The 23503-nt window shown below is 72.4% G+C and carries 21 protein-coding genes and 2 tRNA genes; 9 read left to right on the top strand and 14 right to left on the bottom strand.

Features of this window, described 5'->3' with window-relative positions:
- The first annotated feature begins 516 nt into the window (after positions 1-516).
- Positions 517-903 (top strand): type II toxin-antitoxin system PemK/MazF family toxin, encoded by a 387-nt coding sequence (locus VQ03_RS28065; RefSeq protein WP_083468270.1) that lies wholly within the window; start codon positions 517-519, stop codon positions 901-903.
- A gap of 275 nt (positions 904-1178) precedes the next feature.
- On the opposite strand, the gene VQ03_RS28060 is transcribed toward VQ03_RS28065, so the two are convergent.
- Positions 1179-1787 (bottom strand): TetR/AcrR family transcriptional regulator, encoded by a 609-nt coding sequence (locus VQ03_RS28060; RefSeq protein WP_208605568.1) that lies wholly within the window; start codon positions 1785-1787, stop codon positions 1179-1181.
- An 89-nt stretch (positions 1788-1876) separates the two neighbouring features.
- Between VQ03_RS28060 and VQ03_RS28055 the strand changes: the two genes are divergently transcribed.
- On the top strand, positions 1877-2287 hold the full coding sequence (locus tag VQ03_RS28055; RefSeq protein WP_048454203.1) for a RidA family protein: 411 nt from the start codon (positions 1877-1879) through the stop codon (positions 2285-2287).
- Positions 2288-2343: 56 nt separating this feature from the next.
- On the opposite strand, the gene VQ03_RS31205 is transcribed toward VQ03_RS28055, so the two are convergent.
- The 4 genes from VQ03_RS31205 to VQ03_RS28035 form a co-directional block, all read right to left on the bottom strand.
- Positions 2344-2991 carry an alpha/beta fold hydrolase gene (locus VQ03_RS31205; RefSeq protein WP_167376140.1) on the bottom strand — a complete coding sequence of 216 codons (648 nt, stop codon included), beginning with the start codon at positions 2989-2991 and terminating at the stop codon, positions 2344-2346.
- An 86-nt stretch (positions 2992-3077) separates the two neighbouring features.
- Positions 3078-3153 (bottom strand) — tRNA-Lys (locus VQ03_RS28045).
- A gap of 103 nt (positions 3154-3256) precedes the next feature.
- A tRNA-Lys gene (locus VQ03_RS28040) sits at positions 3257-3332 on the bottom strand.
- A gap of 220 nt (positions 3333-3552) precedes the next feature.
- Positions 3553-5124 carry a 2-isopropylmalate synthase gene (locus VQ03_RS28035; protein ID WP_048454202.1) on the bottom strand — a complete coding sequence of 524 codons (1572 nt, stop codon included), beginning with the start codon at positions 5122-5124 and terminating at the stop codon, positions 3553-3555.
- Positions 5125-5509: 385 nt separating this feature from the next.
- On the opposite strand from VQ03_RS28035, the gene VQ03_RS28030 reads away from it, so the two are divergent.
- Positions 5510-5842 (top strand): hypothetical protein, encoded by a 333-nt coding sequence (locus VQ03_RS28030; RefSeq protein WP_425350104.1) that lies wholly within the window; start codon positions 5510-5512, stop codon positions 5840-5842.
- A gap of 4 nt (positions 5843-5846) precedes the next feature.
- Here VQ03_RS28030 and VQ03_RS28025 read toward each other — a convergent pair whose 3' ends face one another.
- The 3 genes from VQ03_RS28025 to VQ03_RS28015 all read right to left on the bottom strand — a co-directional run bounded on the left by VQ03_RS28025 (position 5847) and on the right by VQ03_RS28015 (position 9435).
- Positions 5847-7157: a PLP-dependent transferase gene (locus VQ03_RS28025; protein WP_048454201.1), complete on the bottom strand. Its 1311-nt coding sequence runs from the start codon at positions 7155-7157 to the stop codon at positions 5847-5849.
- Between the two features lie 68 nt (positions 7158-7225).
- Positions 7226-8428 (bottom strand): YeeE/YedE family protein, encoded by a 1203-nt coding sequence (locus VQ03_RS28020; protein WP_245292223.1) that lies wholly within the window; start codon positions 8426-8428, stop codon positions 7226-7228.
- Positions 8429-8469: 41 nt separating this feature from the next.
- Positions 8470-9435, bottom strand: coding sequence for a sulfurtransferase (locus VQ03_RS28015; RefSeq protein WP_157064295.1), 966 nt, complete (start codon positions 9433-9435; stop codon positions 8470-8472).
- A 416-nt stretch (positions 9436-9851) separates the two neighbouring features.
- Between VQ03_RS28015 and VQ03_RS28010 the strand changes: the two genes are divergently transcribed.
- On the top strand, positions 9852-10046 hold the full coding sequence (locus tag VQ03_RS28010) for an Rmf/CrpP family protein (protein WP_048454200.1): 195 nt from the start codon (positions 9852-9854) through the stop codon (positions 10044-10046).
- Positions 10047-10293: 247 nt separating this feature from the next.
- On the opposite strand, the gene VQ03_RS28005 is transcribed toward VQ03_RS28010, so the two are convergent.
- Positions 10294-11292: an SDR family oxidoreductase gene (locus tag VQ03_RS28005; RefSeq protein ID WP_048454199.1), complete on the bottom strand. Its 999-nt coding sequence runs from the start codon at positions 11290-11292 to the stop codon at positions 10294-10296.
- 272 nt (positions 11293-11564) lie between these two features.
- Between VQ03_RS28005 and VQ03_RS28000 the strand changes: the two genes are divergently transcribed.
- The 3 genes from VQ03_RS28000 (at position 11565) to VQ03_RS27990 (ending at position 16989) form a co-directional block, all read left to right on the top strand.
- On the top strand, positions 11565-14576 hold the full coding sequence (locus tag VQ03_RS28000) for a response regulator (RefSeq protein WP_048454198.1): 3012 nt from the start codon (positions 11565-11567) through the stop codon (positions 14574-14576).
- Positions 14577-14640: 64 nt separating this feature from the next.
- Entirely contained in the window at positions 14641-16419 is a 1779-nt protein-coding gene (locus tag VQ03_RS27995; RefSeq protein WP_048454197.1) for a hypothetical protein, read from the top strand.
- 6 nt (positions 16420-16425) lie between these two features.
- Positions 16426-16989: a histidine phosphatase family protein gene (locus VQ03_RS27990; RefSeq protein WP_048454196.1), complete on the top strand. Its 564-nt coding sequence runs from the start codon at positions 16426-16428 to the stop codon at positions 16987-16989.
- A gap of 15 nt (positions 16990-17004) precedes the next feature.
- Here the strand turns inward: VQ03_RS27990 and VQ03_RS27985 are convergent, their stop codons facing one another.
- Together VQ03_RS27985 and VQ03_RS27980 are read right to left on the bottom strand one after the other, a co-directional pair.
- Complete coding sequence (locus VQ03_RS27985; protein ID WP_053078766.1) at positions 17005-17946, bottom strand: GNAT family N-acetyltransferase; 942 nt, start codon at positions 17944-17946, stop codon at positions 17005-17007.
- Entirely contained in the window at positions 17943-18788 is an 846-nt protein-coding gene (locus VQ03_RS27980) for a class I SAM-dependent methyltransferase (RefSeq protein WP_048454195.1), read from the bottom strand. Before VQ03_RS27980 ends, VQ03_RS27985 begins: the two co-directional genes overlap by 4 nt.
- A 179-nt stretch (positions 18789-18967) precedes the next feature.
- On the opposite strand from VQ03_RS27980, the gene VQ03_RS27975 reads away from it, so the two are divergent.
- Together VQ03_RS27975 and VQ03_RS33465 are read left to right on the top strand one after the other, a co-directional pair.
- Positions 18968-20023, top strand: a complete 1056-nt coding sequence (locus tag VQ03_RS27975; protein WP_048454194.1) for a patatin-like phospholipase family protein — start codon at positions 18968-18970, stop codon at positions 20021-20023.
- 254 nt (positions 20024-20277) lie between these two features.
- Positions 20278-20448 (top strand): hypothetical protein, encoded by a 171-nt coding sequence (locus tag VQ03_RS33465; RefSeq protein ID WP_157064294.1) that lies wholly within the window; start codon positions 20278-20280, stop codon positions 20446-20448.
- Positions 20449-20568: 120 nt separating this feature from the next.
- Here VQ03_RS33465 and VQ03_RS27970 read toward each other — a convergent pair whose 3' ends face one another.
- Genes VQ03_RS27970 through VQ03_RS27960 form a run of 3 tightly spaced genes read right to left on the bottom strand, consistent with a single transcriptional unit; the run spans position 20569 to position 23493 of the window.
- The gene (locus VQ03_RS27970; RefSeq protein WP_083468264.1) at positions 20569-21399 is read right to left on the bottom strand and encodes an ABC transporter ATP-binding protein; all 831 of its coding nucleotides are present in this window, start codon (positions 21397-21399) and stop codon (positions 20569-20571) included.
- Entirely contained in the window at positions 21393-22400 is a 1008-nt protein-coding gene (locus tag VQ03_RS27965) for an ABC transporter permease (RefSeq protein WP_048454193.1), read from the bottom strand. Before VQ03_RS27965 ends, VQ03_RS27970 begins: the two co-directional genes overlap by 7 nt.
- A gap of 10 nt (positions 22401-22410) precedes the next feature.
- Positions 22411-23493, bottom strand: coding sequence for an ABC transporter substrate-binding protein (locus VQ03_RS27960; protein WP_048454204.1), 1083 nt, complete (start codon positions 23491-23493; stop codon positions 22411-22413).
- Between the last annotated feature and the right edge of the window lie 10 nt (positions 23494-23503).

Genomic DNA, 23503 nt, shown 5'->3' with positions numbered 1-23503 from the left:
GTGGGGGCGGGTGTCAAGTTGGGGGCGGTCCGGCCGCAGGTCGAGCGGTTCGGCGGCGGCTGGTTCGGTGGCGACGAGCCTGAATGCCGATCTGTCCCGGCTCTGAAAATCGGCCGATAATTCCAGCTTTCATCGATGAGTGTCGAACTCGATCATGCCAGAACGATGAAGATCTAACATTAATAATTGGAAATTTCGTTCGTGTTCTTGTTGACGCGCATCGTATGACGATTTCATATCGATCGCGGATTGTCGCAAGGAGATATGCCGAAAATACGGTGAGATCATCGACTTGATTCAGATCATTGCCTTCTGATAAGGCGTCGTGAAATGTCGCGGTTCTCATCGCGGTCATGTCGTTTTGCGATATGCCTGCAAGTTCCGCTGCGATATGCGAGGACTTGATCTCACGTGTGCGGCGGGCATCGCGGCAAGATCGCCGGGAGATATCGGGGCATATAAGAATAAGGGTTCGTGGTGGCTATACGAGAGCATCCGGCACTTGGTGCCGTCGTGATGTGCGATTTCAACGTAGGCTTCAAGGTGCCGGAAATGGTCAAGCGCCGGCCCTGCGTGGTCATCAGCCCGAAAATCGCAGCGCGTCCGGGATTATGCACGGTCGTCGCACTGAGCACGGATGCCCCCGATCCGGTTATGCCCTATCATAAGCAGATCAACCTGCGGCCTCAGCTTCCTGAGCCGTGGGACAGCGATGGCGTCTGGGTCAAGGGCGACAGGGTGAACACCGTCGCCTTCCATCGCCTGGATTTTATCAGGACCGGGAAGTCGGCGACCGGCAATCGCACATATCTCTATACTCCCCTGGATGGCGAAACCATCAAGATCATTCGTGGCTATGTCTTGAAGGCGATGGGCCTTTCGGTGTTGTTGAGACACCTGTGATGTCCCATATACCTCGTCGTTAGCGGATCTCGGCAACGATCCGCGTCTAAGATCCCGCGAGGGGCCGTCGTAGCGCCGGGTGATACCAAGCCCATGCTACGACGCAGATCTTAAAGACAGAGGTTCGAAGCCCCGTGGTCTCCAAGAGGGGGCCATAGCCGGGCGGGAAAGCGTTCGGTAGGGATCAGGGGGCCTTCGCGGGCCCCCTTGCTCGTTCCGGTCTGGTACCACGATCCCAATGCCCGTGATCGGACGGGCGGGACTGCCCACGATCCTCACGCCCGCGCCAGCCCCTCGGCCAGCCGCCGGAAGGCCTCGAGCGCCTTGCCCAGGGTCGCTTCCGGCGCGTCCGACGCCGCGACCCAGAGGGCGGCATGGAGCGAGGCGCCGTTGAGGAGCCGGGCGGCGGCCTCCGCATCCACCGGGGGGATCGCCCCGTCCTCGACCAGGATCCGGATGCGCCGGGTCGTCTCGGCGAGGCAGGCATTCTGGCTCGGCCAGCGCGAGGGATCGCCCAGCACCGCCGGGCCGTCGAGGAGCAGGATGCGCTGGATCTCCGGCTCCAGCGCCATCTCGATATAGGCCCGGTACTCGTCGAGGAGCCCGCGCCACGGGTGCGAGGCCCGCTCGCCGATCACGGCCAAGCGCGCCGCCATCTCGGCGTCGATCTGCTCGATGACCGCCTGGAGCAGGCCCTTCTTGTCGCCGAAATTGTGATAGAGCGCGCCCCGCGTCAGCCCGGCCTCGGCGGTCAGGTCGTCCATCGAGGCGGCGGCATAGCCCTTCTCCGCGAAGGCCGTCCGGGCGGCCCGGATCAGCTTGGCTCGCGTCTCCTCCATCATCTGCGCGCGTCGTCCGGCCACCCTGTCCCACTCCTTCCACATACGGACCGTATGCGATTTGACATACGCCGCGTATCCGTGCTCAATCGCATACGAGCCGTATATCAACGTGAGGACCAGGGGAGCAAACCATGACGCAGGCTCGTTCCAGGCGCGACGCCGTGTTTCCGCCCGGCCGCCAGGCCCTCTACGAGAAGCACCGCTACTCGGCGGCGATCCGCTCCGGCGACCTCCTGTTCGTCTCGGGGCAGGTCGGCAGCCGCGAGGACGGTTCGCCGGAGCCCGAGTTCGAGGCCCAGGTTGCCCGGGCCTTCGCCCGGCTCGCGGCGGTGCTGGAGGCGGCGGGTTGCACCTTCGACGACGTCGTCGACGTGACGACCTTCCACACCGATCCGGCGGCGCAGTTCGATACGGTGATGCGGGTGCGCGACACGGTAATCGGCGCGGCGCCCTATCCGAACTGGACGGCGGTCGGCGTGACCTGGCTCGCGGGCTTCGACTTCGAGATCAAGGTGATCGCGCGCATTCCGGGCGGTCATTGACCGGCCGGTCCTCTCTCGCCGGAGAGCGGGGGAGGCGAGGGCGCCATGACCGTCGATCATCGCCGCGGCGGGTCCTCTCGATCGGAGGAGGGGATCCAGGCCGACAAGGCCTCCAGGATTGCGGCCACCGTTCCGGGATGGTCCATGAGACGCGTGTGGTCGCCCGGCACCGCGTGCCAGCGCTCGCCGGCGCCGAGCCGGGCGCGCTCCAGGCTGACCAGGCCGTCATGCGGCTTCGGGATCCGGCGGCGGAAGAACGGGATGAGCGCCCGCGTGCCGGCGACGACCGCCATCGGGCAGGTCGGCACCGGGATCGCCCCGGCGGCGTCGACCCGCAGGTCGTGGAGGGCCGGACCGAGCACCGCCCGCCCGAGCCGGGTGGCCGAGACCAGATCGGCCGCCTCGCTGCCGCGGTTCGGCGTGCCGAGCATCACGAGGCCGGCCGCCAGGTCGGGATCCGCGGCAGCGAGATGCCGGGCGACGAGGCCGCCCATGGAATGCCCGACGAGCACGATCGGGGCTCCGGCCCGAAGCCGGATCGCCGACACGGACGGCCGCAGGTGCTCGGCGCAAGCCGCGATGCCGAGGCGGCCGGAGGGGTAACCGAGGGTCTCGACGCGGTAGCCGGCCGCCCCGAGGCGCGCCGCGAGCCGCGCCATGCTGCGTCGCGTCCGTCCCAACCCGTGCAGCAGCACGACCGTCACGGTCGCCTCGGGATGGGGTCTTGCCGCGTCGCGAGGATGGAAACCTCGCCCTGCCGGGCTCGATTGACTGTCGGGATTGGGAAGAATGGTGGGCGCACTAGGGCTCGAACCTAGGACCCGCTGATTAAGAGTCAGCTGCTCTACCAACTGAGCTATGCGCCCGTCGCCCGCGAGAGCGAAAGGGGAACGGCCACCAACCGCTCCTCTGGTGCCGCCAATCCGAAGGATTGTCGGTACAAGTCACCCTGAGAGTAACTTGATTGTGTGGTGGGCGCACTAGGGCTCGAACCTAGGACCCGCTGATTAAGAGTCAGCTGCTCTACCAACTGAGCTATGCGCCCGCTCTCACAAGAGCGCCTCCGGGGAAGCCACCAAACCGCCCCGGCGGTGAGGGTCGTTTAATGGGCCGGCGGGGGGCTGTCCAGTCCCGATCCTGCCGGCCGCTCGATTTTTTGCCGGCTGGGGTCTTACACCCGCGCGCCGATGCATCAGCGCCTGCGGCGCAGACCGTTCGGGCTCGGCCGGCGCCTTCGAACGCGTCGGTTCGAAGGCGCCGCGGTCTTACTCCGCGGCGGCGTGCTGGGCGTGCAGGCGGCTGGCGCCGGCCATCAGCTTGTTCAGCGCGGCGAGGTAGGCCTTGGCCGAGGCGACCAGGGTGTCCGGGTCGGCGCCGCGGGCGGTGACGATGCGGTCGTCCTGGCGCAGGCGCACCGAGACCTCGGCCTGGGCGTCGCTGCCGCCGGTCACCGCGTGGACGTCGTAGAGCTCCAGCGCGGCCTCGTGCGGCACCAGGGCCTGGATGGCGTTGAACACCGCGTCGACCGGGCCGTTGCCGTCGACCTCCTCGGTGACCGTGCGGCCCTCGATGTCGAGCTTCATCGTCGCCCGCTGCGGGCCGCGGGTGCCGGCGACCACCGTCAGGGAGACGAGCTTGATGCGGTCGTGGGCGGTGGCCAGGTTCTCGTCGACCAGGGCCTCGATGTCCTCGTCGTAGACGTGCTTCTTGCGGTCGGCCAGCGCCTTGAACCGTTCGAACGCGTCCTGGAACTGGTTGTCGGACAGGCGGTAGCCCATGTCGTCGAGCTTCGAGCGGAAGGCGGCGCGGCCCGAATGCTTGCCCATCACCAGGGAGGTCTTGTGCACGCCGACCGATTCCGGCGTCATGATCTCGTAGGTGGTCTGGTTCTTCAGCATCCCGTCCTGGTGGATGCCGCTCTCGTGGGCGAAGGCGTTCCGGCCGACGATCGCCTTGTTGTACTGGACCGGGAAGTGGGTGGCGCCGGCCACCAGCTTCGAGGCGCGCACCAGCTGGGTGGTGTCGATGCCGGTGGCGTAGGGCAGCACGTCGGCGCGGGTCTTGATCGCCATCACGATCTCCTCCAGCGCGGCGTTGCCGGCCCGCTCGCCGATGCCGTTGATGGTGCACTCGATCTGGCGCGCGCCGCCCTCGATGCCGGCCAGCGAGTTGGCCACCGCCAGGCCCAGATCGTTGTGGCAATGGACCGAGAACACCGCCTTGTCGGAATTCGGCACCCGCTCGCGGACGGCGCGGAACATCGCCCGGTACTCGTCGGGGGTGGCGTAGCCGACCGTGTCGGGCAGGTTGATGGTGGTGGCGCCGGCCCGGATCGCCGCCTCGACGCAGCGGCACAGGTAATCGATCGGCGTGCGGGTCGCGTCCATCGCCGACCACTCGACGTCCTCGACCAGGTCGCGGGCCTGGGCCACGGTCTTCAGGACGATCTCCAGGACCTCGTCCTCTGTCTTGCGCATCTGGTGCGCCAGATGGATCGGCGAGGTCGACACAAAGGTGTGGATGCGCCCGCGACGCGCGAAGCGCACCGCCTCGCCGGCGCGCGCGATGTCGGCCGGGATCGCCCGGGCCAAGCCGGCGATCACCGCGGACTTGGAGCGGCGGGCGATCTCCGCCACCGCCTCGAAATCGCCGTTGGAGGCGATCGGGAAGCCGGCCTCGATGATGTCGACGCCCATCGCGTCGAGCATCTCGGCCACCGCCAGCTTCTCCTCAAGCGTCATGGTGGCACCGGGGCACTGCTCGCCATCGCGCAGGGTGGTGTCGAAGATCAGCACGCGCTCGGCGGACGAGGGGGTGCGGGCAGCTTGGTCGGTCATGGTCTGGAATCCTGGTTCGCCCGGGATCGGAGGTCGCGCGGGCGCGGCGTGCAAGAAGTCTCTCGGTCTCAGACCCCCCAAGGGCCCAGGCGCGCGCCCGGACGGCCCTCAGGGGCTGGTAAGGAGAAGAAGGCCGCCGAGGAGGAGCGCGCGCGCCCGCGCCGCCGAGAGGGCGGTCGTCGGAAGCGTCAGCGGGGAGCCGGCATGAGCCACGGCTCGCGTCTCCTGAAGGGTGCTGGACCCGGTGCGAGGATGGTCTGTGTACCGGGAGGCGAGCGCGATGACAAGCCGCGGCCGTCACCGCGTCGGCCTGCGATTGACCGGTCCGGTCACGCTTGCCACAAGCTCGGCCTTACGTGCTCAATCACAAGGTGGAGCTTTCCCCGTGTCGCACTTGAAGCCCGGGCTCGCCCTCGCGGCCCTCCTCGCCCTCGCCGCCTGCCAGTCGAAGCCGGCCGTCCCGCCGCCCGCCGCCGCGCTCGGCCCGGTCGCCGCGGCTCCGGCCGGTGCGCTGCCCGCCGGCACCGGCTGCGGCCCGGCCATCGCCCGCACCCAGGCCATCGTGGACAGCGACGTCGCCACCGGCAATCTCAACGCCCCGGTCGGCAAGCGCTTCTCGGCCGACCTCGCCAACGCCTCCGCCGCCTGCGCGGCCGGCCGGGACGGCGAGGCCCTGCACCTGCTGGCCGCCGCGAAGGCCCGCTTCGGTTACCCGTAGGCCCTCAGGGCAGGGCGGCCCGGGCGGCCTGATCGAGGTCGGCGATCAGGTCGTCGGCCTCCTCCAGGCCGGCATTGAAGCGGAACATCGCGCCTTTCGGCAGGCTGGCCGGATCACGGCGCGGATGGACCGGCAGCACCAGCGAGACGTGGCCGCCCCAGCTCTCGGCGACGCGGAACAGCAGGAGCGCATCGACGAAGGCGTGGATCCGCCCGACCGGGAGTCCCTCGTCGAACACGACCGTGAACAGGCTGTTGCCGGCGCCGAAATACTGCCGGAAGCGGGCGTGGTGCGGGCTCGCCGCCCGGGCCGGGCTCAGGATGTCGGCCGTGACGGCTTTGCCCTCGAACCACCGCATCAGCGAGGCGGCGGCGGCCTCGTGCCGCGCCAGACGGCTTTCCGCGCTGTCGACCCGGTGGAACAGGCGGGTGCAGGTCTGGGGCGACACCGCCCCGTGGCCGCCGATCCGGAGCTGCCGGCGCAGGCGGGCGAGGTCGGCCTCGTCGCGCGCGACCGCGACGCCGCTCGGCGTGTCGCCGTAGCCGCCCTCGTACTTCGTCGTCGCCTGGATCGCGATCCCGATGCCGTGGTCGAGGGGCCGGAAGCGCACGTGGCTGCCCCAGGTGTTGTCCATCACGGTGCGGATGCCCGCCCGCCGCGCCTCGTCGACGATGCCGGCGATGTCCGGGATCTCGAACGTGCCGCTCGCCGGCGCCTCGAGGTAGATCATCGTCTCGCCGGGCGCGAAAGTCCGGCCGGCCTCCCGGATGAGGGCGCCGACCTCCGCGCCCGAGGCTCCGGCCGGGTAGGTCAGGAGCGCGGCCCGGCCGGTTTCCGCCAGATTCGCCTCGGACATGTAGCGCCAGGCCGGGAAGTAGATCCCGTCCGGAATCAGGATCACCTTCGGGGCGAAGGCGTCGAGCACCGTCGCGATCGCCGCGAGGCCGGACCCGCACACGATCGCCCCGACGCCGCCATGCAGGCGCGCGAACTTCGTGCAGACCGCTTCGGCCTCCGGCGACTGGACGACCCCGTACTCGGCGCCGCCATAGGGCGCGCGGCCCGCCTCGTCGGCCGCTTCGTAATCGGCGAGGGTGTCGAAGCCGACGCTGCTCTGGCCGAGCGAGCCGAGATCGGAGAAGGCGCGGGCATGCCCGAGGCCGCGGGGATTGAGGTGGCCGCGCGCTCCCGTGAGATCGACGATCGGCGCGTGGATGCGGCGCGTCGCCGGCCGGCACTCGGCCAGGAAGGCCCTGCGCCGCTCGACCTTGCTGCCGGCGTCGACCGGTGACGGGGCGGATGGGGAATGCGGCACGGCGGCTCGTCCTCCTGGAGCGGGTGCCCGCCGTATAGGCCCGTCCCGCCCCGCAGGTCACGCGGCGCTCACGCGAGCCACCCGACCCGGCGGCCGAGGCGGAGCGTGACGGTGATGCCGACGAGCATCGCGATCCCGAACACCCAGCCCGACAGCGCCCCGGCCATGATGCCCGAGAGCAGCGTGCCGATGCTGCAGCCGAGCCCGGTCATCGCCCCCCAGCCGAGCAGGACCCCGCCGGCGAGCCCGCGCAGGACGTGGCCGCGCCCGGGCCGGACCGGCCGGAACTGGCCGGCGGCGAGCGCCGCCGCGAAGGACGCCACCACCAGCCCGCCGACGAAGAGGCCGTTCGGGGTGAGGAGCCCGTCCCGGAGCGCCGTGGCGCAGCCGCGGAACCCGTCGAGCCCTTCCAGGCGGTCGGGCAGCAGCCCGAGGGCGGAGGCGGCCTGCCGGCTGCGCCCGCCGAGTTCTGCCGTGACCCCGAGGGGCCCGAGGCGCAGGTAGGCCAGCGTCCCGATCGCCCCGACCGCGAGGCCGCCGAGCCAGGTCGGCCAGCGCGCCACGAACACCGCCCGCAGCGGATCCGTGTCGGCCGGCGCCGAACGGGGTGGGAGCGGCCGCCGCAGCAGCCACAGGGTGAGGCCCCCCACGACCGCGAGCCCGGCCACGAGGCTGCCGGCATAGCCGAGATGGCGCGGCAGCCAGGTCACCGGCGCCTCGGCGATGCCCGCGAGGTAGAGCGGGTTCCAGGTCGCGAAGCCGAGGACGAAGCCGAGGGCGGCGCCGAGGAGCGCGAAGGGCGCGGCCGGCGCGCCCTCGCCGAGGCGGTAGAGGTGGGCGCTCAGGCACGAGCCCGACACGACCATGCCGGCCCCGAAGGCGAGGCCGGCCAGAGCCAGGACCGGCCCGACCGGCCCGATATGGGCGCCGGGCGGCAGCCGCGTCCCCGAAGGGTCCGGCAGCCAGGCGCCGAACACCACGGTGTAGCCGGCCATCCCCGCCGCGAGGGCGGCGAGAAGGCCGAGCACCCCGCGCGGGTCGCCGTGGTCGAGGAAGTCGCGCCACACGCACAGGAAGCAGAAGCGCGAGCGCTGCAGCACGAAGCCGAACAGGGCCCCGAATACCAGCGAGAGGGCGAGCCGGCTCCCGCCGGCCTCGCCCGAGAGGTGCCAGGCGCTCCCCGCCAGGAGCCCGGCGAGGCCGACGGCGATGCCGGCGCGCAAGGCCGCGCCGGCGGGGGCGGCCGGCAGGGCCGCCGGGACGCCGCTCACTTGTACGCCGCTCACTTGTACGCCGCTCACTTGGACGCCGCTCACTTGCCGCCCCAGACCGTGCCGGCGAGGTTGACGACCGGCACGCCGACGGCGTTGCCGTACTCGGTCCACGAGCCGTCGTAGTTGCGGGCGGAGTAGCCGAGCACCCGGCTCAGCACGAACCAGGAATGGCTCGACCGCTCGCCGATGCGGCAGGAGGTGATGACCGGCTTCGACCCGTCGATGCCGGCCTCCGCGTAGAGCTTCTTCAGCTCCTCGACGGATTTGAGGGTGCCGTCCGGGTTCACGGCCTTGGCCCAGGGCACGTTGACCGAGCCCGGGATGTGGCCGGCCCGCACCGCCAGTTCCGCCACGCCGGCCGGGGCGATCACCTTGCCGGAGAACTCGTCGGGCGAGCGGATGTCGAGGATCTTCTCGTCCCGCTCCTTGCGCGCCACCGCCAGCACGTCGGTGAAGCGGGCCCGCAAGGAGGTGGAGGCCGGGGTGACCGGGAACTTGGAGGCGGCGACCTCCGGCGTGCGGGTGTCGAGCGGGCGCTTCTCGGCCTCCCACTTCTTGCGTCCGCCATCGAGCAGCTTGACGTTGTCGACGAGGCCGTATTGCGCGAAGACCCAGGCGCCCCAGGCGGCGAACCAGTTGTTGTTGTCGCCGTAGAGCACCACGGTGGTGTCGCGGTCGATGCCGAGGCGGCGCGCCAGCGCCGCGAACTTCTCCGGGCCGGCGATGTCGCGGCTCACCGTCTCGACGAGGTCGGTGTGCCAGGCGACGTTGTGGGCGCCCGGGATGTGGCCGCGCTCGTAGACGCCCGGATCGACGCTGACCTCGACGATGCGCAGCTTCGGCTGGTCGATGTTCTTCTCCAGCCACTCGGTCGAGACGAGCGGGCTCTTCGCCGCGTCGCGCAGCGGAACCGGCGTGGCGCTCGCGCCGGCATTGGCCAGGGCGGGGATCGAGGGCAGCAGCAGGGCCGCCAGGGCGGCCCCGGCCAGGGCCGGGCGGAGAATCGTCGATATGCGCAAGTCGGTCCCCCACAGGTCGTCCGGGCGTGCCGGCACGCTGTCTCTGATCTTGTCCGAAGACGCCGTATGCTTGGCGATGTCGGATGGCAGATAATTTCCAGAGTATTTCCCGGGGGTCAATTGAGGAGATATTTTTAATTTACGGTGAGGCGGAGAATGTTCGTTGCGTCAGAGCGGGGGCGTGCGATGAGGATTATCCCGGTCGTTCGCACGTGGGTGGATGTCACCGGCCGACCTGCCGAGGGGAGCGGCGTTGGTCGCGCGCCTGGTCGATCCTGCGGGCACGTGACGGGGCGAAGACAGGCTCCCGACGCGGAGCCCGGGCTCTCCCCGGCCGGCCCGCCATCCCCTTCGCCCGCCGGAGCCCTAGATCGCCCGGACACGCCCGACCGGAGCCCCCGATGCAATCCCCGCCCGACAACCTCGACGCCCACGCCCTCGGCCGTGCCGCTCCCGAGAAGGGCCTCGCCCGGGAGGCCTGTCCCTATGCCGAGGGCACCGAGGCCCGGGAGCGCTGGCTCTCCGGCTACGATGCCGCCGTGGCGGAGGGGGTCGAGCCGGTGGCCGGCGGCATCAAGCGCGAACCGGGCCGCTGATCCCGCGAGAGGGATGCACGTCTTCCGGTCCACCCGGACCCGCCGGCGCCCGACCGCAAGGCGGTCGGCGCCGGGGTGCTCGGCAACGCGCTCGAATTCTACGACGTCACCGTCGACGCCTTCTTCGCCATGACACGCTCCACGTCATTCCGGGGCCGCGCAGCGGAACCCGAGATGACGTGGAGAAGTGTTGATAGTCGCGTCAGATGACTGGCGTGACGAGTCGGGCAGGCTCTGAAACTTCATCTTACAACCGCCGCCGTCCCCCCAAACCCCCGAGCAACACAGCCGCCGTCGCGGCCAGTCCCGCGGCGAGGCCGACGCTCGCCAGCGGGTGCAGGCTCGCCCGCGTATAGGCGCTGGTGCGCATGACGTAGACCGGCGGGTCGCCGCGCTCGGCGCCGGCCTTGACGGGAGCGTGGAGGGCGCCCGCCGGGTCGCGGGGCGGCTCGCCGCGCTTCTGGAGCGCGATGATGGCGGGGGCGAGCTCGTCATAGGCGCCCGGCGCGAACTCCTTGCCCATCACAAACAGCTTGCCGCCGCCGCCCACGAAGATGTCGCGCTGCGGATGCACGGCGGCGTGCAGGATGGCGTTGGCCACCTCCTCGGGCGGGTAGATCGGCGGCGGCAGGGTCGGCTGGCGGTCCATGTAGTTGCGGGCCCGGTTCGGCAGCGGCGTGTCGACCGAGGCGGGCTTGACCAGCGTGACCGAGACCGGGGCGCCCTCGGCGATCAGCTCCATGCGCAACGTGTCGGTAAAGCCCTTCACCGCGTGCTTGGAGGCGGCGTAGAGGCCCTGGAACGGGAAGGCGAGGTCGGAGGCGATGCTGCCGACATTGATCAGCGCGCCGCCGCGCCGGCGCAGGTGCTCGGCGGCGGCGAGGGAGCCGTTCACCGTGCCCCAGAAATTGGTCCGGATCAGCCGCTCGTGATCCTCCTGGGTGATCTCGCGCAGCGGCCCGTAGACCGTCAGGCCCGCGACGTTGACCCAGCTATCGAAGCCGCCGAACGTCGCGACCGCGGTGTCGGCGATCGCCTGCACCTGCGCCCGGTCCCCCACATCCGCCGTGACGGCGACCGCCCGGGCACCGAGTTCGGCGGCCAGCCCGGCGAGCACGTCCGCGCTGCGGGCGGCCAGCACCACCCGGGCGCCGCGCTCGGCGGCCATGCGGGCGGTGGCGAGCCCGATGCCGCTCGACGCGCCCGTGACCACGATGACCTGCTCGCGCAGCGGCTTGTGTCGCATCGTCCTACTCCCTCCCAGTTTCTCTCCTCGGGTGGCGCCGGGGTGACGTGCGAGGGGGCGAAGTGTTGCAACCTGTGCGACTTTCGCGCACCCGGGCCGGGCTCCTCCGCGGCGGCGCATCCGGCGGCAGCGCGCATCGATGGTGCCCTAGGCTTTTGATTCTGCCGCATTTTCCGTGACCGGCCGGCCTCCCTTTCGCCGGAGGATGCACTAGCTCCGGCTCCGTCGGTCGGGGCGACGCGCAAGCGGCCGGCATGCAGAATACGGGTGACATGAGCATCAAGACCGCCTCCACGCAGCGCTGGCGCTTCCTCGCCCCGGGCCGGCGCCTCCCGGGATCGCCGCTGGCCTTCCTCCTCCTCGCCCTCGCGGTCGCGACCGGCGGCTGGAACTACGTCGAGGGCGTTCGCAGCCGGGCCGAGGCCGAGCGGCTGGCCCGGGTGCTGGCACTCAGCGAGCGGGTGCTGTCGAGCGTGAAGGACCTCGAGACCGGTCAGCGCGGCTACGTGCTGACCGGCCGCGACGACTATCTCGACCCCTACGAGGCGGCGCTCGCCCGGCTCGACGGCGAAGAGTCCGCCCTCGACGCCGTCACGCCCGACCGGGCCACGCGCGAGCGGCGCCGGGCGGCGATCGCCGCCGAGACGGACTATGCCCGCCGGGTCGTGGCCCTGCGGCGGTCGCAGGGCCAGCAGGCCGCCCTCGACCTGATCCAGACCGGCGAGGGCAAGCGCGCCATGGACGCCGTGCGCGAGGTGACCCGGGAGGTGCAGGACCGCGCCACCGCCGACCTGCGGCACCTCGCCGAGGCCGACGCCCTGCGCTCGCCGCTCCTGCCGCTCGTCACCCTGGTCTCGGCGCTGGCGGCGGCGGCGCTCCTCGCGCGCCTCGCCCTGGTGCGCCGGCGCGAGAGCCAGCGCATGGCCGACCTGCTCGAGAGCGTCCTGGAGAACGCGCCCGTCGGTCTCGGCTTCCTCGACCGCGACCTGAACCTCCGCCACATGAACCGGGCGCTCGGCAACATGAGCGAGCGCGGCTTCGGCGCCGATCTCGGCGCGCCGATCTGGGCCCTCCTGCCGTCCCTGCGCGACGCGCTCGCCCCCAAGCTCGCGGCGGCCCGCGACCGCGGGCTCGTGACCGCCAACATCGAGGTCGGGGTGCCGGCCCCGAGCGCGCCGGGCGGGATCCGCCACTTCGAGGTCAGCTTCTTCCCCCTGCGCCGCCGCGGCCGCGGCCCCGAGAGCGAGCGGGCCGACGGCGTCGGCATCGTCATGGACGACGTGACCCTGGGGAAGATCGCCGAGCGCCGCCGGGCCGACAGCGAGGAGCGGTTCCGCTCGCTCACCGAAGCCACCTCGGCCATCGTCTGGACCACCACGCCGGAGGGCGAGTTCCGGCCGGTCGCCTCGGAATGGACCCGCTTCACCGGACAGGCGCCCACCGAGGCCGCCGGGCAGGGCTTCCTGGAGGCGGTCCATCCCGACGACCGGGAGGCGACGCGGGCGGCCTGGGCGCAGGCGGTGGCGTCCCGCACGCTCTACACGATCGAGCACCGCCTGCGCCGCCACGACGGCGTCTGGCGCCACATGGAGGGCAGGGGCGTCCCGATCCTGGAGGAGGACGGCCGCGTGCGCGAATGGGTCGGCGCGCATGCCGACGTCACCGCCCGCAAGGAGGCCGAGCTGCAGCTGGAGGCCGCCAAGGAGGCGGCGGAGGAGGCCAACCGCGCCAAGAGCCAGTTCCTCGCCAACATGAGCCACGAGCTGCGCACGCCGCTCTCGGCGGTGATCGGCTATGCCGAGATGCTGCAGGAGGAGATGGAGGATCTCGGCGAGGAGAGCCTGCTCGCCGACATGCGCAAGATCGAGGCGAATGCCCGCCACCTGCTCGGCCTCATCAACGACGTGCTCGACCTCTCGAAGATCGAGGCCGAGCGGATGGAGGTCTTCGCCGAGGACCTCGACGTGGCCGAGACGGTGCGGGACGTCGCCACCACGGTCGACGCCCTGGTGGTGAAGAAGGGCAATGCCCTGACCCTGCGGCTCGGCGAGAGCCTCGGGCACGCCCATACCGACGCGACCAAGCTCCGGCAGTGCCTGATCAACCTCCTGAGCAACGCGGCCAAGTTCACCGAGGGCGGCACCATCACGCTCGCCGTCGCGCGCGAATCCCGGGACGGGGGCGACCGGCTCCGCTTCACCGTGTCGGATACCGGGATCGGCATGAGCGAGGAGCAGCTGGCGCGGCTGTTCCAGCGCTTCACCCAGGCCGACGCCTCGACCACCCGCCGCTTCGGCGGCACCGGCCTCGGGCTCGCCATCACCCGCGCCTTCGCCCACATGCTCGGCGGCGAGATCACCGTCGCGAGCCGGCTCGGCGAGGGCACGACCTTCACGCTGGACCTGCCGGCCCTCTACGAGGAGCGCGACCCGGCCGAGCCCGCGCGTGACGCCCCGTCCGTCGAGCCCCGGGCCGCGCCGGAGGCCGGCTCGCCGCCCGGCTCCAACCTCGTCCTCGTCGTCGACGACGACCCGGCGACCCGCGACCTCCTCGCCCGCTTCCTGCGCCGGGACGGGTTCACGGTCGCGACCGCCCCGGACGGCCGCGCCGGCCTCGAGCAGGCGCGGCGCCTGCGCCCCCGCGTCGTCCTCCTCGACGTGACGATGCCGCGCATGGACGGCTGGGCGGTGCTGCGGGCCCTGCGCGCCGATCCCGAATTCGGGGCGACGCCGGTGATCATGGTCACCGTGCTCGACGAGCAGAACCTCGCCTTCTCGCTCGGGGCGACCGACTACCTGCACAAGCCGGTCGAATGGGGCGCGCTGAGGGAGGCGATGGAGCGTTTCCGGCCCGCCATCCACGAGGGGCCGGTCCTGGTGGTCGACGACGACCCGGACGTGCGCGAGCGCATGACCACCATGCTGACCCGGGAGGGCTGGCGGGTGGCGACGGCCGAGAACGGCCTCGCGGGGATCGAGGCCGTCGGCGTGCGCAAGCCGGGCCTGATCCTCCTCGACCTGATGATGCCGGAGATGGACGGCTTCGGCTTCCTGCGCGCCTTGCGCGACCGGCCGGACTGGCGCGACATCCCGGTCGTCGTGCTGACCGCCAAGGACGTCACGGCGGAGGACCGGCGCCGCCTCGCCGGCCAGGCCGACCGCATCCTGCCGAAGGCGGGCCTCGGCATGGCCGACCTCGCGGCGACCCTGCGGGAACTGACGAGCCCGGGGGTGGAGGGCGAGGCGCCGGTGCCGGATGCGCCGGATCGGGCGGTGGCGCCGTGAGGGCGCCAGGGAGAGCCATCAGGGAATAGCCACCAGGGAACAGGCACGGAGAACGCTTCCGATCATGCTCGTCTACGGCGACGTTCGACGCCAGGCCGATCCCCGCAACGAGGCCTCCCGCCTCGCGGACGCCCTCGCGTCGGCGCGAAGCCTCGGTCCCGGCCTGGACCGCCACGCCGCCCTCGTCGGTGCGCTGATCGCCGCGGGCGAGCTGACGCAGGGCGTGGCCGACGCGGCGTTCCGGGAGGCCGGCCTCGACGGGCAGGACGACGTGACGGGCCGGCTGACCGGCTGGCTGGTCCGGCTCGCCGGCGCGGTCTGGGCCTCGTGGCGGAGCGGCTTTACGGCGGGCGCGATCCCGGACCGCTCCGAGACCGCGCGGGCCTGCGCGGGCCTTCCGCCCGGCCCCCTGGAGATCCGCCTGCCCGAGGGCTTCGCCTTCTATGCCGTCTATCCGGAGGCCTACGCCCTGGCCGCCGCCGCCTCCGGGCTGGAGCCGGGCGCGACGGTAATCGGCCTGCGCAGCATCGGCACGAGCCTCGGCGCGATGGTGGCGGCCGGCCTCGGGGCGGCCGGGCTGGTGACCGTCCGGCCGACCGGCCACCCGTTCCGGCGCGAGCTGCGCCTGTCGGCGCCTCTGCGCGACCGGCTCGGCTCCGCGCCTGCCGTCGCGGTCGCGGATGAGGGGCCGGGCCTGTCGGGCAGCTCCTTCGGCGCGGTGCTCGGTCTGCTGGAAGAGCGGGGGAGACCGGCGGAGCGCGTCGCCCTGTTCCCGAGCCATGCCGGCGAGCCCGGTCACGCGGCGGCGGAGGAGACCCGCCGGCGCTACGGGCAGGCCCGGCGCCACGTCCGGACCTTCGACGACCTCGTCCTCCACGCCGAGCGGCCGGAGCATCGCCTGGAGGCCTGGCTCGCCCCGCTCGTCGGGCCGCTGACGGCGCCGCTCGATGAGGTCTCGGGGGGAGCCTGGCGGGCCCGTCAGGCGGGTGACCGGGCCGCCTGGCCGCCGGCCAACCCGATGCAGGAGCGCCGCAAGTTCCTGGCCCGGACCGCAAGCGGGACCTGGCTGGCGAAGTTCGTCGGCCTCGGCGAGGAGGGGGAGCGCAAGGTCCGGCGCGCCCGGGCCCTGCACGCGGCCGGCTTCGCCCCGGAAGTGGCCGGGTTCCGCCACGGCTTCCTGGTCGAACGCTGGATCGGGGCGGCGACGCCGCTCGCCCGCGGCCGCATCGACCCCCTCCGCCTCGCCGAGCGGGTCGGCGACTATCTCGGGTATCGGGCCGCGGCCTTCGCCTGCGCCCCCGGGCGCGGCGCGCCCCTCGACGGCTTGTGGGAGATGGCGCGGCACAACGCGGCCGAGGCCCTTGGCGACGCGGCGTCCCGGGCCGTCGACGGCTGGTGCGGTGCTCTCGCGGGGTTCGCCGCGCGGATGCGGCCGGTCGAGACCGACAACCGCCTGCACCTGTGGGAATGGCTCGTCCTGCCGGACGGCACGATCCTGAAGACCGATGCGGTCGACCACCATGCCGCCCACGACCTCGTCGGCTGCCAGGACGTCGCCTGGGACATCGCCGGGGCCGCGATCGAGCTCGGCCTGGAAGGGGCGGCGGGCCGGCGCCTGTGCGAGGTCGTCGCCCGGAGGGCCGGCCGGGAGCCGGATCCGGCCTTCGTCGCCTGGCTGGAGATCGCCTACGCCGCCTTCCAGCTCGGCGCCGCGACGATGGCCGGCCATGCCGCCGAGGCGGAGGAGCGGGGCCGGCTCCAGGCCGAGGTCGCGCGCTACCGCGCGCATCTCGCCGCGCGGCTCCGCGTCGCGAGCCCGCGCGGGCCCTGTGCCCTACCTTGAGACGCCATGATCCTGCTTCGCCACGGCCAGAGCCAATTCAATCTGCATTTCCATGCCACGGGCCTCGATCCCGGCATCGTCGATGCGCCCCTGACGCCGCTCGGGCACGAGCAGGCGGAGGCCGCCTCCCGCGCCCTCGCGGGGGAGGGCCTGCGGCGCATCCTGTGCTCGCCCCTGACCCGCGCCCTGCAGACCGCCGCCCCGGTCGCGTCCCGCCTCGACCTCCCGGTCCTGGTCACGCCGGCGGTGCGGGAGCGGCGCGCCGCGAGCTGCGACATCGGCACCTGCTGCACCGATCTCGCCCGCGCCTGGCCGCATCTCGACCTGAGCCACATGGACGAGGTCTGGTGGCGCGAGGAGGGGGATGCGGACGAGGAGCCCGAGCACGCCTTCCGGGCGCGGGCCGCGTCCTTCGGCGCCACGATGGCGGGCGATCCCGACTGGGCCCACACCCTGGTCGTGTGCCACTGGGGGTTCATCATGGCGGTCACCGGCCGCAGCCTCGCCAACGGCGACTGGGTCCGCTGCCGGATGGACGAGGGCGGGCGGCTGGTGGCGGTGGAGGGGTGACGGGGAGGCCCCCGGTCAGCCCCGCCGCACCCGGCGCCGGACCGTGCGGCGCGCCACGGCGCCCCAGCGGTACTTGTACGGCTCCTCGCCGCGCAGGAAATGGAACTCGCCCGCACCGCTCGCGGCCGCCGCCTCGATGAGGCGGGCGAAGGCGAGGGTGCCGAAGCTCTGGCCGGGCACGCCCATGTCGACGGCGTTGATGTAGGAGTGCCAGCGCGCGCCGTCGGCGAGGCCGTACAGCACCGCCACGGTCGCGTCCCGATGGCGCACGACCGAGATCCGCAGGAGCCCGGCCTCCGCCAGGGCGGGCGCGGCGGCGCGGTGGAAGGCCTGGACGCGCGGATCCGCGAGGACGCCGGGCTGCCCGTCCCGCGCCCACCGGGCCCGGTGCAGCGCGAACAAGGCCTCCAGGGCGCCGCCGATCTCCTCGCGCCCGACCAGCGCCTCGGTCACGCCGCCGAGCGCCTCGGCGCGGTGGCGGTCATGCACCACCTTGCGGCGCTGGCTGCGGGTGAGGCCGTCGAGGGGCGAGCCCTCGGCCGGCAGGACCAGGACCGGGCAGGTCTCCGCCTCGTCGTCATGCGCCGTCCAGCCTTCGGGCAGCGGGCCGAGGAGAGGGGAATCCGGGCGCAGGTCGGGCAGCAGCACCTCGTCCCAGGAAGCGGACGACCCGAGGATCGCGTCCCACAGCCGCCCCGGCGGCGTGCCGGGGGCGAGGAGCGCGTCGCAATAGTCGCTGTGGCCCGCCCCGACCGGCACCAGCCGGCGCGTGCCGGCATCGTGCCAGACGAAGAGCGACAAGGCCGCGACGGGCCGGCCACCCGCGTCGCGGACCTCCGCATCGTGCCGCTCGCCGCCGCCGAGATGGGTCCACCAGGCGTCGAGCCAGGCCGGCGACTGGAACGGGGTCGCCCGGGGATCGCTCCGCCACAGGCTCCAATGCTCCTGCGGCGTCACGCGGCCCGCCTCAGCTGGAAGCCGGACGCGTCCCAGATCGTGAACGGCCGCTCGCCGGCGCGCAGCACCGCGAAGCCGAAGGCGGCCGCCAGGGTTTGCGCCTCCTCCGCGTCCAGCCCCGGATCGCCCCGATACGACCAGTTGAACACGACGAGGTCGCCGCCGGGCGCGAGCACCCGCGCTGCCTCCGCCAGGAAGGGCGCGACGGTGCCGGCGCTGACGAGGTAGGGCAGGCTGTCGGCCGCCACGACGAGATCGATCGCACCGTCGGCGGCGGGCAGCCGATGCCCGTCGCCCTGCACGAACCGGACGGCGTCACGCCCGGCCGCCCGGCGCCGCGCCTCGGCGATCATGCCCGCCGAGAGGTCGAGGCCGAGGATCGAGGCGGCCCCGTCGGCGAGCGCGAGGGCGACCCGGCCGAAGCCGCAGCCGAAATCCAGGATCCGCCCCGCCGTGCCCGGCGACCAGGCGCGCAGGACCCGGACCAGCTCCGCCGTCGCGGCGGCGAGCTCGTCCGGGTCGCCGAGGGAGTAGAAGGCGACCGCCGCCTCCGGCGCCTCGGTGGCGAGGCGGTCGAACAGGATGGCGGTGGCGGCGGGAAAATCCTCGCCGCCCGGCCACAGCCCGGCGCGGGCCAGGCGGGCGAGTTCCGGCAGGCGATCGCTGTGCCGCGCCGCCAGCCGCGCCAGGGCGGCGAGCCGATCCGAACCGGGACGCGAGGCGGCGACCCGGGCGAGGTGGCCGGCATCGACCTCTCCGCCCGCGAGCAGCAGGCGGGAGAGCGCGATCTGCGGCGAGATCTCGCCCCGCCCGCACGCGTCGAGGATCGCCTGATCGGTCATGCCGCCTGCTCCGCACGGGAGGGGAGATAGGCGGCAGCGCCCTAGTGTACAGGGTGGGAGTAATATCGCCCCACCCCCCGACCTGTGCCGCATTGGCCGGGAACCGCGGCCTTGCCCCGTGCATGACGACGGCGCGGGCTCGCCGCCCGCGCTTCCATCCCCACGCTCACCCGGACGCCATGACCGAGCCTTCCTTCCCCGACCGATCGAACCCGGACGCGCGGCCCGCGCGCGACACCGTCCTCGTCCTGGCCGGGGGCAACGCCCTCGGGGCCTATCACGCCGGCGGCTACGAGGTGCTGCAGGCGCGCGGGATCGAGCCGGGCTGGGTCGTCGGCGCCTCGATCGGTGCGGTCACGGCCGCCCTCATCGCCGGCAACCCGCCCGAAGAGCGGGCCGCCCGGCTGCGCCGGTTCTGGGACGAGGCGACCCAGCACACCGCGCCGAGCGCCACCGAGATGCTCAAGCCGCGTCAGGTCTACAACGCCCTCCACGCCCTGCTGACCCTGGCCTGGGGCCGTCCCAACATCTTCCGCCACCGCCTGCCCGGACTGTGGTCGGCGCTGCCCTGGGTGCCGAACGACGTGGCGTTGTTCGACCACTCGCCCCTGCGCGACACGCTCGAGCGGCTCGTCGATTTCGAGCGGCTGAACCGGGGCGACATCCGCGTCACGATCGGATGCGTCGACGTCACCACCGGCGAGGAGGTCTACTTCGACAGCGCCCACCAGATCCTTCGCCCCGAGCACATCCTGGCCAGCACGGCGATCATCCCGGCCTTCGCGCCGGTGGAGGTGGAGGGGCGGCTGCTCTGCGACGCCGGCTATACCAGCAACCTGCCCCTCGACCCGGTCTTCGCCGCCGAGCCGTCGCGGGACCTGCTCTGCATCGCCCTCGACCTGTTCGGCCTCCAGGCGCCCCGCCCGGCCTCGCTCGACGCCGTGCTGGAACGGGCCAACGACCTGATCTTCGCCAGTGCCGGCCGGCGGACCATCGCGGCGCTGGAGCGGGAATATGCCCTGCGCCAGCGACTCGACCCGCATGGGCCGGCGGTCACGCTGCTGCACCTCGTCTACCGGGCGGAGGCCGACCAGCTCGCGGCCAAGAGCTTCGACTTCTCGCCCTCCTCGATCCGGGACCGCTGGCAATCCGGCAGCCGCGACGCAGGCCGGGGCGCCGACTGGCTCGCCGGCCGCGCCCCGGCGGAGCGGCGCTTCACCTATGCCAGGCTCTGACATTCCGGCCGGTCGCGACTCCCGTGCATCGTCCGAACGGTGGAGCGGCCGCCCGCGCCTGCATCTCTTTCGGTGGCGGCACGTAATACTGGCGCAACAAACCTCAGCCAATGTGAGTGCCGGAACGCGTTATCTCGGATTTTCCTCCTATTCGACGCACTCGCAGTGTATCATTGTGATGAGCGCGATCCGTTCCTGTGCTGTATCGATGGCGTAGACGTAAGGCTCCCCCGGTATCGAGAAGGGTCAACGCGATGACGGTTCAGGCGCGGCGCATGTTCGACTTCTCGGAGAGCGTGACAGTACAATCCGGAGAGGAGATCCGGGCGCATATCCGATTGCAACTGGAAAAACTCCTCGCCGCGCGCAAGGCGGGCGGGACGAGGATCCGGGTCGAGGCGGAGTGTTGTGAATTCCGGGCGTGAATTCCCGGGATTCGCGACACCAGCCCGCGCGGTGGAGCCGGAGGCTCCGCACATCTGGGCGAAGCCGGCTTCCGCCTGGCGAGAGCGATCCATCGGACCTCGCATGACGCCGGCCTCGGCTCAGGCCGTGCCGAGGAGATCCAGGATGGCGCGCCGGTCGGCGACGACGCCCGGATCCTCGCGGTGGCGCGGATAGGGCCGGTCGCACGGGATGTCGGCCCGGATCCGCGCCGGCCGGTCCGAGAAGACCAGGATGCGCTGGGCCAGCATCAGGGCCTCCTCGACGTCGTGGGTCACCAGCAGGGCGGTGAAGCCCTTGTCCTGCCACAGCCGCACCAGCTCGGCCTGCATCGTCAGGCGGGTGAGCGAGTCGAGCTTGCCCAGCGGCTCGTCGAGGAGCAGCAGCGGCGGCGCGTTGACGAGGGCGCGGGCCAGCGCCACCCGCTGGGCCATGCCGCCCGAGAGCTGGTGCGGGAAGGCGTCGGCGAAGCCCGACAGCCCGACCAGGGCCAAAGCCTCCTCGACGCGGCCGCGTTCCGCCCGTAATCGCCCGCGGGCCTCCGGGCCGACCGCGACGTTGCCGATGACGCTGCGCCAGGGATAGAGCGTCGGGTCCTGGAACACGAGGCCGCGGGACGGGTGCGGGCCGCGTAGGGGAGCGCCGTCGACGCTGATCCGGCCCTCGTTGGGCGGCTCCAGCCCGGCGACGAGGCGCAGCAGGGTCGACTTCCCGCAGCCCGACGGCCCGAGCAGGGCCACGAAGGCGCCGGGCTCGACGTCGAACGAGACGCCGTCGAGGACCGGGAGCGGCGCCTTCTTCAGCGCGAAGGCGTGGCGCACGTCGCGCAGCGACAGGGCGGCGCCGGAGGCCGGCGCGGGATTCCCCGCGGGGATCGGGGCGGGCACCGCGGAGGCGGGGGTTTGGGACGGCGCGGTCAGGCCGGCTACCATTGGACGAGGCCCTTCTGCCAGGACAGGAGACGGTCGCGCACCCGGAACAGCAGGGTGATCAGGCCCGAGCAGGCCAGCGCCATCACGGCGAGCGCCGCGTACATGTTGGCGTAGGCCGCCCAGCCTTGCGCCCATTGCAGGTACCAGCCGAGGCCGGCCTTCACGCCCAGCATCTCGGCCACCACCAGCACCGCGAAGGAGCTGCCGAGCCCCATGAACAGCCCGACGAAGACGTGCGGCAGGGCCGCCGGGATCGCCACCTTGAGGATCAGGAAGTCCTCGCGGGCGCCGAGCGTGCGGGCGACGTCGTAATAGGCCTTGTTGACCCCGGCGATGCCCGACCAGGTCAGCACCGTGACCGGAAAGCCGGTGGCGAGGGCGACCAGGAAGGTCGAGGCGGCGCCGCTCGACGGGAAGACGAAGAAGGCGAGCGGCAGCCAGGCGGTGGCCGGCAGCGGCCCGACGAAGCGCAGCACCGGATGCACCCAGTAGCCGACGCCCCGCGACCAGCCGATGGCGACGCCGAGGGTGAAGCCGGCGAGCGCCCCGAGGGCGTAGCCCCCGGCCAGCAGCCGCAAGGAATGCCAGACGCTGTCGGCGAGCCGCGCGTAATCCTCGACGAAGACCTCCACGATCGATTGCGGCGGCGGGAAGAACGGCATCGGCAGCCAGCCGCGCTTGGCGGTCGCCACCTCCCACAGGCCGAGGAGGCCGGCGAGCACGATCAGCCAGGGCGACCAGCCCTGGATCCGGCGGACCGGGCCCGCCTCGCCGGGGCGCAGGAAGCCGGCCGCCAGGACCAGGGCGCCGAGGCCTGCAAAGCCGATGGCGAGTTCGCGGGTGAACCCGAAATCGCCGAGGTCGGGCGGCAGGGCGACGAGGGCGGACAGCCCGATCCAGGCGGCCGCCGCCGCGACGGAAGCCGGGGCGGGCAGGAAGGCGGGGCGCCGGATGGCGCCCTCCGTCCGGGCAAGGGCGATGTCGCTCGCGATCTCGCTCATGGGCGCCGCCTCAGCTCAGGACGTCGGCATAGACGCGCTCGGCGAATTGCTTCGCGTCGGTGCGGGCGCGGATCACCTTCACGGTCTTCAGCTCGTCGACGTAAGCCGCGATCTGCTGCTTCAGCTCGGCCCCGAGGGGGTGGTGATGGTGGGTGTGGCTGCGCAGCATGGCGGCCAGGTCCTCGACCGAGCCCTTGCCGCCGTAGCCGGCATAGACCTTGGCGGCGTAATCGGGATCGTGCGCGACCCTGTTGCCGGCCTCGAGCAGCGCCCGGGTGAGGGCGGCGGCCACCGGGCGCTCGTCGCGCACCAGCGAGCCGCGCAGGGCCAGGATGCAGCAGGTCCGGTCGTGGTACTCGGCCGAGAGGTTGTTGGCGACCTCGGTCAGGCGGGCGTCCTTCGCCCACAGGAAGGTGCGCGGATCGCCGTCGGCCAGCGCCTGGGCCTCGCCCTTCTCGACCGCGAGGTTGAGGAGATCCATCGGATAGACCCGCCACTCGACCTCGCGCTCGGGATCGATGCCGCGCTTGGCGAGCAGCAGGCTGAAGAAGTTCTTGGCCGGGGAGGCCTGGTCGCTCACCGCGATCACCTTGCCCTTCAGCGCCTCCAGGCTGGTCGCCCCGGCCGACCGGGCGCCGAGCAGCCGCATGCAGCCGCCATGGATGCCGGCCGTAACCTTGACGTCGAAGCCCTGCTCCAGGGGCTTGAGCCAGCGCAGGGCCATGCCGATGCCGGCATCGGCCTTGCCGGTGGCGATCGCCTCCAGCAGCTGCTCGGTCGAGCCACCGAAATTGACGAACTCCACGTCGAGGCCGTGGCGGGCGAAGATCCCGCTCTCCTTGGCGACGGGGGCCGCCGCGGTGCAGATCGCCGAGGCGTTCCAGGCGAGCTTGATCGGCCGGGGCGCCCCGGTCGGCGCCGGCCCCTCGGCGGCGACCCGGCAGATCGGGCCCGGCCAGAGGTCCGGCACCGGCAGGAGCCCGGCCGAGGAGGGCGAGCCGATGAGGCCGAGCGGCGTCGCGAGGCCCAAAGCCGCGGCGCGGGTGAGGAAGCGGCGGCGGGAAGGAGATTGTGTGGGGTCGGGGAGCGTCATCGTCCAGGGG

This window comes from Methylobacterium tarhaniae (assembly GCF_001043955.1).
GTDB classification, from domain to species: domain Bacteria; phylum Pseudomonadota; class Alphaproteobacteria; order Rhizobiales; family Beijerinckiaceae; genus Methylobacterium; species Methylobacterium tarhaniae.
The sequence above is the reverse complement of the archived record's forward strand: the minus strand, read 5'-3'. Positions and strand labels throughout refer to the sequence as shown.

Excerpts from the sequence above, each read along its gene's own strand:
- VQ03_RS28065 (WP_083468270.1), top strand. The coding sequence starts at position 517 with ATGTGCGATTTCAACGTAGGCTTCAAGGTGCCGGAAATGGTCAAGCGC.
- VQ03_RS28060 (WP_208605568.1), bottom strand. The coding sequence starts at position 1,787 with ATGTGGAAGGAGTGGGACAGGGTGGCCGGACGACGCGCGCAGATGATG.
- VQ03_RS28055 (WP_048454203.1), top strand. The coding sequence starts at position 1,877 with ATGACGCAGGCTCGTTCCAGGCGCGACGCCGTGTTTCCGCCCGGCCGC.
- VQ03_RS28035 (WP_048454202.1), bottom strand. The coding sequence starts at position 5,124 with ATGACCGACCAAGCTGCCCGCACCCCCTCGTCCGCCGAGCGCGTGCTG.
- VQ03_RS28010 (WP_048454200.1), top strand. The coding sequence starts at position 9,852 with ATGCAATCCCCGCCCGACAACCTCGACGCCCACGCCCTCGGCCGTGCC.
- VQ03_RS28005 (WP_048454199.1), bottom strand. The coding sequence starts at position 11,292 with ATGCGACACAAGCCGCTGCGCGAGCAGGTCATCGTGGTCACGGGCGCG.
- VQ03_RS28000 (WP_048454198.1), top strand. The coding sequence starts at position 11,565 with ATGAGCATCAAGACCGCCTCCACGCAGCGCTGGCGCTTCCTCGCCCCG.
- VQ03_RS27995 (WP_048454197.1), top strand. The coding sequence starts at position 14,641 with ATGCTCGTCTACGGCGACGTTCGACGCCAGGCCGATCCCCGCAACGAG.
- VQ03_RS27990 (WP_048454196.1), top strand. The coding sequence starts at position 16,426 with ATGATCCTGCTTCGCCACGGCCAGAGCCAATTCAATCTGCATTTCCAT.
- VQ03_RS27980 (WP_048454195.1), bottom strand. The coding sequence starts at position 18,788 with ATGACCGATCAGGCGATCCTCGACGCGTGCGGGCGGGGCGAGATCTCG.
- VQ03_RS27975 (WP_048454194.1), top strand. The coding sequence starts at position 18,968 with ATGACCGAGCCTTCCTTCCCCGACCGATCGAACCCGGACGCGCGGCCC.
- VQ03_RS33465 (WP_157064294.1), top strand. The coding sequence starts at position 20,278 with ATGACGGTTCAGGCGCGGCGCATGTTCGACTTCTCGGAGAGCGTGACA.
- VQ03_RS27970 (WP_083468264.1), bottom strand. The coding sequence starts at position 21,399 with ATGGTAGCCGGCCTGACCGCGCCGTCCCAAACCCCCGCCTCCGCGGTG.
- VQ03_RS27965 (WP_048454193.1), bottom strand. The coding sequence starts at position 22,400 with ATGAGCGAGATCGCGAGCGACATCGCCCTTGCCCGGACGGAGGGCGCC.
- VQ03_RS27960 (WP_048454204.1), bottom strand. The coding sequence starts at position 23,493 with ATGACGCTCCCCGACCCCACACAATCTCCTTCCCGCCGCCGCTTCCTC.